Origin of the sequence: Marivivens sp. LCG002, from assembly GCF_030264275.1 — a bacterium.
Classification (GTDB): Bacteria; Pseudomonadota; Alphaproteobacteria; order Rhodobacterales; family Rhodobacteraceae; genus Marivivens.
Genome location: NZ_CP127165.1, coordinates 766206 through 780161, shown reverse-complemented (window position 1 = coordinate 780161; position 13956 = coordinate 766206). Strand labels below are relative to the sequence as shown.

The following is a 13956-nucleotide window of genomic DNA, read 5'->3' as shown; positions in this document are numbered from 1 at the left end:
CTCCTCGCAAATGTAATTCAAAACCGAAGGCGGCTTCGTTCCGCTAGATGTGAGCCTAAGCCGTTCCGAAATCAATTCAAACAGCCATCGCGCACTCTCAAAGGCACGTGACGAATTGTTACGAGCCGAAACCAAGGGCGAAAGCCGCCCAGACAAAGCCGACCCCAACCGCCAAAGCCCCGAGACCGACCCGTCGGCGCGTCTCGATCGGCATGGCTTTGAGCACTTCGAGCGACCGTTCCATAAGCGAAGGGGCCAGCGCATAGGCCAGCCCCTCCACCACGCATACCAGCCCGATTGCCAGCATGATAAACCCCATCAGTCGGTGGCCCCCTGCGACGAGCGAAGGTAGTCAAAGAAATCGGACTCGGGCGAGAGCACCATCGAGGTGTTTTCCGAGCCGAGGGCATCACGATAGGCGACCAGCGAGCGATAGAAACGGAAGAACTCTGCATCTTCACCATAGGCGGCCGCATAGATGGCGGTGCTCTGCGCATCTGCCTCACCGCGGATGATCTCTGCCTGACGCTGTGCGTCCGAGGTGAGTTCGACCACGGTGCGATCCGCCTGTGCTTCGATCCGCTGGGCGGCTTCGCGGCCACGGGCTACTTCGTCGGCAGCCTCACGCTCGCGTTCGGCTTCCATACGATTGTAGGTCGCTTGAAGGTTCTCGGGCGGAAGGTCGGTGCGCTTGAGACGCACGTCGATCAGCTGGATACCAAGCGCCTGTGCCTCGTCGATGGCACCATTGCGAATGGTCTGCATCAAAGCCGCACGATCCGTCGAAAGAATATCGTTCGACGTCACCGAACCCAAGGCTTCGCGGGTTTGGGCGCGCAGGATAGAGTCGAGACGCGATGCGGCAAACTCTTCGCCGCCCGCACCGACAGCCTGACGGAACTGGCGCACATCGGCGATCCTGTAGCGTGCAAAGGCATCCACGATCAGACGGCGATCATCCGAAGGCGTGACTTCGAGCGAAGCCATATCGCGGCTCAGGATGCGGTCATCGTAATAGACGACCTGTTGGATCAGCGGGATCTTGAACCCCAGACCGGGATCTTCTTTTACGGTCACGATCTGACCGAATTGCAGCACCAGAGCCTTTTGGCGTTCGTCCACGATGTAGAGCGAGGACAAAAGACCGGCGACAACCACGACAAGCGCGGGGATCAACAAAGCAGATTTACGCATTAGTTCGACCCTCCCGTCGTAGTGGTTCGGTTACGGTTGATCTCGTTGAGCGGAAGATAGGGCACGACACCCGAGCCACCCTCACCGTCCTCGAGAAGAACGATGTTCGACTTGCGGAGAACCTCTTGCATCATGTCGAGGTAAAGACGCTCTCGCGTGACCTCGGGTGCGAGACGGTATTCGGCAAGGATTGCTGAGAAACGGCTTGCGTCACCTTCTGCACGGTTGATGACTTCAGCGCGGTAGGCTTCGGCCTGTTCGAGGATCTGCGCAGCTTCACCGCGCGCCTGTGCGACTACGCGGTTCGAGTAGGCATCTGCCACGTTCTTGAGACGGTCACGCTCCTGCTCGGCGTCCTGCACCTTGCGGAAGGCCGAGATGACGGGCTCTGGCGGGTCCGCTTTGTCAAAGTTCACGCGGACGATATTCACGCCGCTGTTATAGCCGGCGAGTGTCGAAACGATGAGATCCTTGAGACGCTCGGCGATGACACCGCGATCACGGTTGAGGATGGGCGCAAGCTCGGACTGCGCGATGATTTCACGCATCGCGGATTCAGCCACAGCTTCGATTGTTGCCGATGGATTGGCGAGATTGAAGAGATAGGCTTCGGGGTCGGAAATGTTCCAGACGACCTGAAAGTCGATGTCCACGATATTCTCGTCACCCGTCAGCATCAGGCCGGCTTCCTGACCGGTGCGGCTTGCACCGATCTCGATCGTGCGTTCGGTCGTGACCGCGATCACTTCACGGGTCACGATGGGCCAGGGCGCAAAGTTCAGACCCGGGTTTCCGATCGCATAGGGCTTGCCAAGCAAAAGTTCGACCGACTGTTCTTCGGGCTTGACCGTGTAGAAAGAGGCAAAGGCCCAAAGCGCAACAGCGCCAAGAACCCCGAGCCCGATACCGCCACGCGTGATCTGCGGACCATTCGGGCCACCATTCATCGGACGCCGGCCATTGCCGCCGCCGCCACCGCCGCCCATGAGCACGCGAAGCTGCTCGCGGCCTTTGTTTACAATCTGGTCGATTTCGGGGATCTGCCCCTGACCGTCGCCGGGTCGACGCCCGCCGTTCTGGCCGCGGTCGCGATCATCATCGCCGCCGCCCGATCCGCCTCTGTTGCCTCCACCCCAGGGGCCGCCATTATTTCCAGACATATAATTCCTTATCCCTTACTTGCGTCAGTCACCTGCGTTCCCTCAAAGATGTGTGTTTCCACACGAAATTCAAGCGGTCCGCGTCGGCGCTTTCATGGTTACGAGTTCTTCGGCCATGGTCGGATGAACCGCCACGGTCCGATCAAAGTCTTCTTTGGTTGCGCCCATCTTCACCGCAATCCCCACCATCTGGATCATCTCGCCCGCATGGTCGGCTACAATATGACAGCCCAGAACCTTGCGGGTATCGGCGCAAACGATGAGTTTCATCAGCACACGGTCGCTGCGTCCTGCAAAGGCATGATGCATCGGTTTGAACGACGCCACATAGACCTCGATCGGACCTTTGGCGGCGGCATCCTCTTCGGAAAGGCCGACAACGCCGTATTCTGGCTGGGTAAAGATCGCCGAAGGGATCAACTCGTGATCGACCGCCGTCGGATTGCCTTTGAACACGGTCTCGACAAAGGCCATCGCCTCGCGGATCGCAACAGGCGTCAATTGCACTCGGTCGGTCACATCGCCGATGGCAAAGACGGAGGGAATATTGGTCTGCGAATATTCGTCGACGACGATCTCGCCTTTGCGACCCGTCTTGATGCCAACCTCCTCAAGCCCGAGCCCTTGGGTGTTGGGTGAGCGGCCCGTTGCGAACATCACCTGATCAAACAGCTTCTCGACGCCGTTCGTGCCTTTGACGCAGATTTGATCGCCCTGCTTTTCCATCGAGAGGATATTCACGCCACAATGAAGATCGACGCCGCGTTCTTTCATCTGATCGGCAATCAGCCCGCGTGCCTCTCCGTCGAAACCGCGCAGGATCTGTTCGCCCCGGTAATACTGCGTCACCTCGACGCCAAGACCGTTGAGAATACCCGCAAACTCGCAAGCGATATACCCGCCCCCAACGATCAGGATCGACTTGGGGAGTTCATCCAAAAGGAAAATCTCGTTCGACGTGATGCCGAGGCCTGCGTTTTCCATCTCGGGCACGCTTGGGCGGCCGCCGACCGCAATGAGGATATGCTTGGCGGTAAAGGTCTGCCCCGTGCTGAGCGTAACGGTATGCGCGTCCTTGAGCGTGGCGCGGGCGTCGAAAATTTCGACGTTGGAGCCATCGAGAAGGCGGCGATAAACGCCCTCGAGGCGATCAAGCTCGGCATGGAGTTTACCGCGGAATTCAAGCCAGTTGAACGTGCCGTCGGGCACGTCCCAGCCATAGGCACGCGCATCGGACATGGCCTCGTTGAACTCGGAGGCAAAGACCATGAGTTTCTTGGGCACACAGCCACGGATCACACAGGTTCCGCCCATCCGGTATTCTTCGGCAAGCGCGACTTTGGCTCCGGTCGCAGAGGCCACACGCGCCGCACGCACGCCGCCCGAGCCGCCCCCGATGACAAAAAGATCGTAATCAAAGGCCATGTGTCTCACTCCGTTTGTCTTGTGGAGGCCCTTTGTCGGCCACCCGCTGCCCCCGAGCAGATGGTCGCCACGACTTGCGCCGTCAAGAGGCGCAAGGCTCAGTCGGAAATATCGGTGAAGAGGTTATCGTTCTCGAGAAAGTCGAATTTGCTCTCTTCAACCGAACCTGCGTTGATGTCGCGCACTTCCACGCGTCCGTCTCCGTATCCGATCACAACTGCGTCACAAATGTCGATGAAAAGCCCGTTCTCGACGACGCCCGGGATCTGGTTCAACACAAGGCTGAGCTGGCGGGCGTTGCCGATGCGGTTGAGATGCAGATCGAGGATATGGTTGCCCTCGTCCGTGATGAAGGGACGGTCCCCGTTCATACGCAGCGAGACATCGCGCCCCATCACATCCATGCCGATCAGAGCTTCTTCGACGATTGTTTTCGTGGTCTGCCAACCAAAAGGGATCACTTCGAGCGGGAGCGGGAAGGCACCGAGCGTCTCGACCGATTTGGAGACATCCGCGATCACGATCATCTGGTCCGAGGCAGTCGCCACGATCTTTTCCTGAAGATGGGCCCCGCCGCCACCTTTGATCAGATTGAGGTTGCGGTCGAATTCATCTGCGCCGTCGATCGTCACGTCGAGCCACTTGGCCTCGTCAAGGCTGATGACTTCGATCCCGACTTCGCGGGCAAGTTGCGCGGTGCGGGTCGAGGTCGGAACCCCCTTGATCCGAAGACCTTCGTTCTGGACCATCTCGCCAAGGCATTTCACCAGCCAAGCCGCCGTAGACCCCGTTCCCAGCCCGACGCGCATTCCGCTCTCGACATATTGGGCCGCGCGCTTTGCGGCGACGAATTTGGCTTTGTCGATGGGGGAAAGTTCACCGGTCATGGGGCAGCTCCGCAGTTGGTTCACAGGCGTTATAGGAACATTTCCGCAAAGGTGCGAGAGACAAAAGCCCGCATCGGATCGCAATTTCCGTAGGCAAAATGCGCGAATGCGCCTTTGAGCACGACTATGTCGCATTCGGACAGCTTTCGCGGTTGGCGCAACCTAGGTTAGGGACAACAAACGAGGTGCGCGATGTTTCTTTCAGTCTTTGACATGTTCAAAGTGGGCATAGGCCCGTCTTCCTCTCATACGATGGGGCCCATGGTTGCGGGCGCACGCTTCCTCGAGCATCTGAGGAAGCTCCCTTTCGGCGTCCACGGGCTGCGCGCCTCGCTGCATGGCTCGCTCGCTTTTACGGGCGTCGGGCATGCAACGGACCGCGCCGTGATCCTTGGTCTCGCTGGCTTTCTACCCGACAGTTATGATGCCGAGCGCGCGGAAACCGAGCTTGCCCGCATCAACGCAGAGGGCACGATCCATGTCGAGGGTCTGGGCACGCTCGACTTCAATCCCAAGGACCATCTCGTCTTCGACTACGGTCCAAACCTCGAAGGCCATGCAAACGGGCTGATCCTGCGCGGCGTCGACACCCAAGGCGACGTGATCGCCGAAGTGGTCTATTACTCCATCGGCGGGGGCTTTGTGCTGACCGCCGAGGAGCTTGCCGCTGGGCAAGCCACCGACAACGGCCCGCCCGTTCCCTTCCCGTTCAAGTCGGCGGCAGAAATGCTCGATATGGCGGCCGCAAGCGGCAAGAGCATTGCCGAGATGAAACGCGCCAACGAACATTCCCGCGGCGGCAGTGCGGCGCTCGACAGGGGCGTTGCCCGCATTTGGGACGTGATGAACGCCTGTATCAATCGCGGCCTCAGTGCGCCCGAAGGCATTCTCCCCGGTGGTCTCAAGGTGCGTCGCCGTGCGCCTTCGATCTATCAAAGCCTGATGGCAGAGCGCGGCATGAACCTTGTTGCGCCGCATACGATCAACGATTGGATGTCGGTCTATGCGATGGCGGTAAACGAGGAAAACGCGGCGGGGGGCCAAGTCGTCACCGCGCCGACCAATGGCGCAGCAGGGGTCGTGCCCGCCGTCATCCGCTATTGGCTCGACCATGTGCCGGGCGCGAGCGAGCGCAATATCCCCGATTTCCTTCTGACGGCTGCAGCCATCGGCGGGCTGATCAAATTCAACGCCTCGATCTCGGGCGCCGAATGCGGATGTCAGGCCGAGGTCGGAAGCGCCTCTGCCATGGCGGCCGCAGGGCTCTGCGCGGTTCTGGGCGGCACCCCCGAACAGGTCGAAAACGCAGCAGAGATCGCGCTTGAACATCACCTCGGAATGACCTGCGATCCCGTCAAAGGATTGGTTCAGGTGCCCTGCATCGAACGCAACGGACTGGGCGCGATCAAGGCGGTTTCGGCGGCATCACTCGCCCTACGCGGGGATGGCAAGCACTTTGTACCACTCGACGCTGCAATCGAGACGATGCGGCAAACAGGCATGGACATGCACAGCAAATACAAGGAAACATCCCTTGGCGGCCTTGCCGTCAATGTTCCCAATTGCTGATGGCCTAGATTATGACCGACCGCGTCCCTCTCGGAATTGCCCTGATGATCGGGTTTTGTGTCATCGCGCCCATGCTCGATGCCTTTGCAAAACTCGCAGCCGAGACGATCCCCGTCGGTCAGATCACAACCGCGCGCTTTATCGTGCAAGCCGCGATCATGGCGCCTGTTTGCATGATCATGGGCTTCGGGCTTCGGCTTGATCCGCGGCTCTTGGGCCAGATGACACTACGGGCGCTTTGCCTGATCGGATCGACATATTGCTTTGTGGCCGCTGTTTCGCGGATGCCGATTGCAGACGCGCTGGCCATTGCCTTTGTCGAACCCTTCATCCTCTTGATCCTCGGCAAGTTCCTTTTCAACGACGAGGTCGGACCGCGCCGCATTGCCGCCTCGGTCGTCGGCTTCGGCGGCTCGCTTCTTGTCATCCAGCCAAGTTTCAGCGCCTTTGGATATTGGGCGCTCTTCCCGCTAGGAACCGCAGTGCTTTTTGCGCTCTATATGCTTGTCACGCGGGGATTGAGCCGCAAGATCCACCCGCTCCCGATGCAGTTCCACACGGCAACCGTCGCGACCGCGATTTGCGTTCCGATCACTTGGATCGCGGACATCACCGCCATTCCGACGCTCGATCCCGTGATGCCAGAGGGCATTTTCTGGGTCTGGCTTTTCGGTGTCGGAGCGTGCTCCGCCGCCTCGCATGGCCTTATGACCTATGCGCTTCGCTTTGCGCCTTCGGCCACCCTTGCGCCCCTTCACTACCTCGAAATCGTGAGTGCTGCGATCCTCGGGTTCCTGATCTTTCAGGACTTCCCGAACCTGCTCACCTGGACAGGGATCGCGATCATCGTCTCGTCGGGGCTTTATATCGTGCACCGCGAACGGATGACCGCCCGCAGCGCCACGGTCACGCTTCCGCCGAGCGGCCAGAATAAGGTCTAGAACGCGGCTTCCAGAACGGAATGCGCTGAGCGCGGCACGCTGAGGAGTGCGAGCCCCGAAAGTGAAATACGCTGGTGGCCCTCCAGCGCTTCGTTCGAGATCGACGTCAGGCCAAGCGGATCAAGCCTCTGCCCGCTCAGATTCCATCGCAAGCCTTGTGTCTCGCAGGTCAGCGCTTCGAGCGGCATGATCGACAGCCGCGTTCCCGCGTCGAGCGAGAGTGTAAGCGTTCCGCGCGCCACGACCGAAACATCCTCGGGCCCGACCAGCATGATCCGTTTGTCGGCATAACGCGCCATGACATTCACAACCGACAGGAAATGATCGACCCGCCCGCCCGTAAAACCCAAGGCATAGATGAGCGGGGACCTGATCCGCGAAACACATTTCTCGAAGTCCGTCGTCGATTGCTCGTGAACGTGATGGAGCACATCGGCAAAACCTTCGCGGTCCTGCGGCGCAAGGCTGTCCAGATCGCCGATGACATGGTGCGGGCGAAGCCCCGCCGCGCCCAGCGCCTTTGCCCCCCCATCCGCCGCAACAACCACCGAAGCCAGAATCGCAAAGTCACGGATGTCCTGGGGATCGGCTTCACCGCCCCCCACAACCAAAACGGGATCGTTTTCAGCCAGAATCATGATATTCAACGTAAAAACCCCCGTTTTTGGGTGACTTTGCCACAATATGGCCTTGAAATAATCCCGCTCTTTTCTTGGTTTTGTTCCAGAAATCAATCCAATCAATGGTAAAACCACTGAACAGAGTTTGTAAAAGAGCGAGGATCCCATGGTCGGATCGAGTAAAGTCTTAACAGTTTCATACGGCACCTTCTCGTGCACACTCGAAGGATTCGATGACTCCTTCGACACGATGAAGGCGATTGCGGAATACTTCCGTGATCTTGCAGCCGATGACCGTTACTTCGGTGCGGAGCCCCCGACACCCGATGCCGAGATGCTCGCTCGTATTGCTGAACGAGAGATTGCCCGTCGCGTTGAGGCGCGGATGAGCGATGGGGGTATTCACCTCCGCGCTGCCGATGCCACCATGCCACGTGCCCAAGTAGCCGCAACTCCTGCTCGCGTTGCGTCTGCTCCGGTTTCCCAAGCCGAGCCCACGATGCCTCCTTCGGCTGTGGCTCAGCCTGCTGCGGCGATGCCGCGCACTGCTCCGATGCCTTCCGAGAGTGTTGCCGCCAAATTGCAGCGCATCCGTTCCGTTGTCGGCAAATCGGCTGTTCAACCCGCCGAATTCATCGAGGATCTTGCCCCCTCGCAAGAGTTTGTCGAAGCCGAAGAGATCGAAGAACTGACCTTCGGCTATGAAGAGAGCGCACCCGAGAGCCAAGCCCCAGTTGCACCTGTGACCGAGGCCGTTTCTGAAGAGTCCGTTCGAGAAGAAACACTCGAAGAAGACGCAAGCATCACGTCTATTCTCTCCGAAGTCGAACCCGAGGTTGCGGAAGAGGTCGAAGACGACGAACCCCAAGCGCACGAGCTTGCCGATATCGACGAGGAAGAGGCAGAGCCTGAGATCGTGGACGAAGACGAGTTGGACGAAGAGGATGCCCTTTTGGGCCGCCTGACAGCCGAACTTGACGAAGTCGACCTTGAAGAAGACGACCACGAGGAAGTTGACCTCGAGGAAGACGATCTTGAGGCACAGGACGAGGCCGACGAGGCGCTTGCCGCCGAAGAGGAAACGCCCGATACCGACGATACGCTCCTCGAAGAGATCGCGGCGGCGGTTGCCCCCGAGGCACCTGCACCGCAGGCAGAAGAAGCGCCCAAGGACCTTCGGGCTCTTGCCCGTAACCGCGTCCGTGTCATTCGGATGAAACGCGCAAGCGAGGACTTCGAGCGCACCCTGACGGTCGAGTCGAGCGACACTTCGATCTTTGCCGACGCCGAAGACGATCTTGAAGATGAAGCGCCCGCTGTCGCCGCCAAGAAGGAAGTCAATCTTGCCGATCTTGACGGGCTTGACGAATTCGATGTGACGTCTGATGCCCTTTCGGATGAGGAAGAGGCAGAGCTGTTGCGCGAGCTCTCTCAAATCGAAGAGGACGCAGAGGAAGACGACTTCGACGATGAGGACGACTTTGTCGCCGAAGCAGAGACCGACGCCTTTGAAGAAGAGTATGACGAAGCGCCGGTGCACGCCCCTGCCCCGTCCCAGAACCCTCTGCGCCGTATGGGCCGCGCCCTTCTTGACCGTGCCCCCGATCAATCGGATGACGTGAACCGGATCGCTGACCGTGCCGACCAGCACCTGCGCGAACCCGAATCCAATCGTCGCCGCGAAGCTTTCTCGCAACTCAAGGCCGCTGTTGCCGCCACCGAGGCGGCCCGCATGCTGGGCGAAAAGCAGGAAACCGAGGAAACCCGCGAAAACCCCTTCCGCCGTGTTCTCGATCAGGTGGTTCGCCCCCGTTCCGCCAAAGCCGAGGAAGAGCGCCCGCGCCCTGCTCCGCTCAAGCTGGTCGCAAGCCAGCGCGTCGATGTCGCCCCCGTCGAAGCCCCGAAATCGGGTCTTCCCGTGATGCCGCGTCGCATCGCCGTCCAGAGCAACGCGGTCCGCAAAGAAGAGATAGAGCAAGATGCCTCGGGCTTTGCGCAATTCGCATCCGACATGGGCGCGCAAAGCATCGAAGAGCTTCTTGAAGCTGCGGCTGCGCACACGACCTTTGTCGAAGGGCTCGAAGATTTTTCCCGCCCGCAAGTCATGCGCAAGCTGATGGAAATCGACACTTTTGACCGCGAAGACAGTCTTCGGGCCTTCGGCACCCTTCTGCGTGAGGGCCGTATCGCCAAAGTGCGCAATGGCCGCTTCGCGATTTCCGAGGACACCGACTATCGCCCCTGATGGGTGCAGATAACCGATGATCAAAGCGGCAGGGTCTTCTCTGCCGCTTTTCTTTTGCACCGTATGAACGATGGTGCCTTTTCTCTTGTCCCCTTGGCTCCTATCTTGAGGGGAACCAAAGAACAAAGAGGCAAAGATGACCAAGCATTCTCCCCTATTCGACGCAAACGCTTCCGGCGGTAAATCTCTTGGCCCTCTTCCCGAGTGGGATCTCACGGACCTTTACCCTTCGACCGATTGCGCCGAAATCAAGCGGGACATCGACTGGCTTGAAGCGGCCTGCGCCTCCTTCGCCGCCGACTACGAGGGCAAACTCGCGACCCTCTCCGCCATTGATCTTTTGGACGCGATCAAGCGCTACGAGCAGATCGACATCATCGCGGGGCGTCTGATGTCCTTTGCGGGTCTGCGCTATTACCAGATCACCACCGATCCCGACCGCGCCAAATTCATGTCCGACCTTCAGGACAAGATCACCGTATACACGACCCCTCTGGTGTTCTGGAGCCTCGAGTTCAATCGCATTGAGGACGAGCGCTACACCCAAGTCATGTCCGAGAACGCCGATCTTGCGCGATACAGACCCGTGCTCGACCGTATGCGCGCGATGAAACCTTATCAGCTTTCGGACGAGCTCGAAAAATTCCTGCACGATCAAAGCGTTGTCGGCGCCGCCGCATGGAACCGCCTCTTTGACGAAACCATTGCGGGCCTGACCTTCGAGGTCGATGGCGAAGAGCTGAACATCGAAGGCACGCTTGATCTTCTCTCGGAGCAAAAGCGTGAACGCCGCGAAGCAGGTAGCCGCGAGCTGGCGCGTGTTTTTGAAAAGAACGTCAAGACCTTTGCCCGCGTGCACAACACGCTCGCCAAAGAAAAGGAAATCGAGGATCGTTGGCGCGGGTTTGAAACCGCCCAGATGAGCCGCCACCTTTCGAACCATGTCGAACCTGCGGTGGTCGAAGCGCTTCGCAACGCAGTTGTCGAGGCCTATCCGCGCCTTTCGCACCGTTACTACCGTCTCAAGGCCAAATGGCTCGGGCTTGAAAAGCTTCAAGTCTGGGACCGCAACGCCCCCCTTCCGATGGAAGCGGACCGGCTTGTCGGTTGGGAAGAAGCGGAAAAGGTCGTCATGGAAGCCTATGCGGCCTTTGATCCGCGCATGGCCGAGATTGCCGAGCCGTTCTTCAAGAAGGGCTGGATCGACGCGGGCGTCAAACCCGGTAAGGCTCCCGGTGCCTTTGCACACCCGACGGTGAGCACGGTGCACCCCTATGTGATGCTGAACTATCTCGGCAAGCCGCGCGACGTGATGACACTTGCCCACGAGCTGGGTCACGGCGTCCATCAGGTTCTCGCTGCAGGTCAGGGCGAGCTTCTCTCATCGACCCCGCTCACCCTTGCGGAAACGGCTTCGGTCTTTGGCGAGATGCTGACCTTCCGCAAGCTGCTCTCCGAGGCCAAATCCAAGACCGAGCGCAAAGTGCTTCTCGCCGGCAAAGTCGAGGATATGATCAACACCGTTGTGCGCCAGATCGCCTTTTACGACTTTGAATGCAAACTCCACGCCGCGCGCCGTCAGGGAGAACTTACGCCCGAGGATATCAACGCACTCTGGATGTCGGTTCAGGGCGAGAGCCTTGGCGATGCGTTCGAATTCTTTGACGGATACAAGACCTTCTGGGCCTATATCCCGCACTTCGTCCACTCGCCCTTCTATGTCTATGCCTATGCCTTTGGCGATGGCCTCGTGAACGCGCTCTATGCCGCCTATGAAGAAGGCGATGCGGACTTTCAGGAAAAGTATTTCGACATGCTCAAAGCGGGGGGCTCCAAGCATCACAAGGAGCTTCTTGCGCCCTTTGGTCTTGACGCCTCGGACCCTGCGTTCTGGAGCAAGGGTCTGTCGATGATCGAAGGCATGATCGACGAATTGGAGAAGATGGAGGACTGATCCCACAAGGATCAGCCCTTTAGATCGATCCCGAAATGTTTGAGATTGACGCCCTGCGTTTTGATACGGCGCAGGGCGGTCTCCACGAACCTCGGTCCGCCGCCATTGAGCATCTTGCGGAAAAGGAACCAGTAGACAAACGCTTCGTGCGGCCAATCCTGTGACGTCGCTTTTTCGATTGCGCCGCCGATTTCCATCATATCGTGACAGGACACCCCGTTATGACAGAGATCGGTTTTGGCACAAAAGACGGCTGGCACACCCAGACACATCCCTTCGAGCGCATGCGGTGAATTATAGGACACCGTGACCCGTGCCTTGGCCAGCACATGGGTCACTGGAGCCTTGGTCACTTCGACATTGCCGCGCTGTCGGTCGAGACGTCCCAAGAGATCGTCAAGCTGGTCGTCGGCGACCGCAGGATGGCTCCAGATGATGATCTTTTCTCCTTGGGCCGCAGCCACCGCGCCGCGCACCAACTCGCGAATGTCGATCCGTGTGGTGCGCTCCAGAATTTCGTTCATCGGCTGGAGCAAGAGCACGATGGAGTCGCGTTCTGGGAGTTCCACCGCGTCGCTCACATAACGCAGTTTTTCCGCAAGCTTGCCAGTAAATGCCGCAGCTTTGGCCGCAGGTTGCGCCGCCGCGTCGAACGTTTCGCCGACCAACGAGCTTTCGCCGAACACCCCTTGAGGGTCGGCATAGAAATAGGGTGCGATATAGGCGGGCCCCGTATTCAGCACGTTTTGCTGATGGTGGAACCCCTGATGCACGAAATGGAAATTCCCGTCAAAGGGATCGGGGGGAATGTTCAGGGGCGCGCGCTCGATCAATTCGGCACGGCCCCCCAGTTGATGAAGTCCCTTGAGCAGGCGGGCATAGAAATGCCCCTCTGCTTCTTTCACATGCGCCAAAAGGTTCTTTGGCACGTGAATGTAGAACGTCTTATCCATGTTCCGCCTTGAAGGTCATATCGATCATGCGCTGCGTGCCGCGCGAGAATTCGAGCGGACAGGGATAAGCCGCGCCCGTCTCGACCGAGCGCGAGAAGGCTTCGACCTGGAGCACATATTGGTTCACGGTCGGGAAGCGTTCAGTCTTGCGCCCCTCTGCGGTTTCCACCGTCACTGTCGCGATGTCATAGACATTGGCATTGAACGGGGCGTTCAGCGTCACATGACCTTTGGTCCCGTGGAAGGTCAGATACTGCCGCGCCGCCATCCGCATGGACACCACGCCCTGATAGGCAAAGGACGGGAACGTGGCAGAAAGCTGTGTGAACACGTCCACATCGTTTTCGCGCACGATCTTGGCATGGGTCACGTCCGTGGGCTCTTCGCCCGTGACGAAGCGGGTCGAGCCGAAAATATAGACCCCGATATCGGGAAGCGCACCGCCCCCTGTTTCGGGACGGTTGCGGATGTTGTCCGTGTCGGCCGCGTTGTTGTAGCTGAACACCGTATCGACAAGCATCAGCTCGCCGATTGCGCCCCCTTGGACAAGCTGGCGGGCACGCTGGAACTGCGGATGATGCACGATCATATAAGCTTCGGCGGCAAGCTTGCCGCTTTTGTCGCGCGCGGCGATCAGGGCATCGAATTCAGCCTCATTCATGGCAATCGGCTTTTCGCATAGCACATGTTTACCCGCGGCTAGCGCCTTGAGCGTCCATTCCACATGGAGATGGTTCGGCAGCGGGATATAGACCGCATCGACCTTTGGGTCGGCAAGCAGGGCCTCGTAGCTGTCGTGCACGACAAGATTGGGCTGGAACGCTTGAAAGGCTTTGGCCTTGTCAGCGTCAGAGGTTGCCAGCGCGTAAAAGTTGGCTCCCTCTGCGGCGTGGATGGCGCGGGCCATATGCTGTTGTGCGAACTTCGCCGCACCAAGGACTCCCCAACGGACGGTCATGTGAAAACTCTCCATTTTTCATTGAGATGGAGAGTAACAGGACCACAGGC

The 13956-nt window shown here is 59.1% G+C and carries 12 protein-coding genes; 4 read left to right on the top strand and 8 right to left on the bottom strand.

The window, feature by feature from the left end; genetic code table 11:
• Positions 1 to 118 precede the first annotated feature (118 nt).
• The 5 genes from QQG91_RS03975 to rpiA all read right to left on the bottom strand — a co-directional run bounded on the left by QQG91_RS03975 (position 119) and on the right by rpiA (position 4666).
• Positions 119 to 319, bottom strand: a complete 201-nt coding sequence (locus tag QQG91_RS03975) for a DUF2065 domain-containing protein (RefSeq protein WP_285771688.1) — start codon at positions 317 to 319, stop codon at positions 119 to 121.
• On the bottom strand, positions 319 to 1194 hold the full coding sequence (gene hflC, locus QQG91_RS03970) for a protease modulator HflC (protein WP_285771687.1): 876 nt from the start codon (positions 1192 to 1194) through the stop codon (positions 319 to 321). The genes QQG91_RS03975 and hflC overlap by 1 nt, the downstream gene beginning before the upstream one ends.
• A complete protein-coding gene (gene hflK / locus QQG91_RS03965) occupies positions 1194 to 2354 on the bottom strand; it encodes an FtsH protease activity modulator HflK (RefSeq protein ID WP_285771686.1) in 1161 nt (386 codons plus the stop codon). The genes hflC and hflK overlap by 1 nt, the downstream gene beginning before the upstream one ends.
• A 69-nt stretch (positions 2355 to 2423) precedes the next feature.
• Positions 2424 to 3779, bottom strand: coding sequence for a glutathione-disulfide reductase (gene gor / locus QQG91_RS03960; RefSeq protein ID WP_285771685.1), 1356 nt, complete (start codon positions 3777 to 3779; stop codon positions 2424 to 2426).
• A gap of 98 nt (positions 3780 to 3877) precedes the next feature.
• Positions 3878 to 4666 carry a ribose-5-phosphate isomerase RpiA gene (gene rpiA, locus QQG91_RS03955; protein ID WP_285771684.1) on the bottom strand — a complete coding sequence of 263 codons (789 nt, stop codon included), beginning with the start codon at positions 4664 to 4666 and terminating at the stop codon, positions 3878 to 3880.
• A 192-nt stretch (positions 4667 to 4858) separates the two neighbouring features.
• Between rpiA and QQG91_RS03950 the strand changes: the two genes are divergently transcribed.
• Positions 4859 to 6235 carry an L-serine ammonia-lyase gene (locus QQG91_RS03950; protein WP_285771683.1) on the top strand — a complete coding sequence of 459 codons (1377 nt, stop codon included), beginning with the start codon at positions 4859 to 4861 and terminating at the stop codon, positions 6233 to 6235.
• Positions 6236 to 6246: 11 nt separating this feature from the next.
• Entirely contained in the window at positions 6247 to 7176 is a 930-nt protein-coding gene (locus QQG91_RS03945) for a DMT family transporter (protein ID WP_285771682.1), read from the top strand.
• Here the strand turns inward: QQG91_RS03945 and QQG91_RS03940 are convergent.
• Complete coding sequence (locus QQG91_RS03940; RefSeq protein WP_285771681.1) at positions 7173 to 7814, bottom strand: thiamine diphosphokinase; 642 nt, start codon at positions 7812 to 7814, stop codon at positions 7173 to 7175. The two genes, QQG91_RS03945 and QQG91_RS03940, sit on opposite strands and share 4 nt — an antisense overlap.
• A gap of 148 nt (positions 7815 to 7962) precedes the next feature.
• Between QQG91_RS03940 and QQG91_RS03935 the strand changes: the two genes are divergently transcribed.
• Both QQG91_RS03935 and QQG91_RS03930 read left to right on the top strand, forming a co-directional pair.
• Positions 7963 to 10041: a hypothetical protein gene (locus QQG91_RS03935; protein WP_285771680.1), complete on the top strand. Its 2079-nt coding sequence runs from the start codon at positions 7963 to 7965 to the stop codon at positions 10039 to 10041.
• A 136-nt stretch (positions 10042 to 10177) separates the two neighbouring features.
• Positions 10178 to 11995 (top strand): M3 family oligoendopeptidase, encoded by a 1818-nt coding sequence (locus QQG91_RS03930; protein WP_285771679.1) that lies wholly within the window; start codon positions 10178 to 10180, stop codon positions 11993 to 11995.
• A gap of 11 nt (positions 11996 to 12006) precedes the next feature.
• On the opposite strand, the gene QQG91_RS03925 is transcribed toward QQG91_RS03930, so the two are convergent.
• Positions 12007 to 12948 (bottom strand): hypothetical protein, encoded by a 942-nt coding sequence (locus QQG91_RS03925; RefSeq protein ID WP_285771678.1) that lies wholly within the window; start codon positions 12946 to 12948, stop codon positions 12007 to 12009.
• A complete protein-coding gene (locus tag QQG91_RS03920) occupies positions 12941 to 13906 on the bottom strand; it encodes a Gfo/Idh/MocA family protein (protein ID WP_285771677.1) in 966 nt (321 codons plus the stop codon). The genes QQG91_RS03925 and QQG91_RS03920 overlap by 8 nt, the downstream gene beginning before the upstream one ends.
• Between the last annotated feature and the right edge of the window lie 50 nt (positions 13907 to 13956).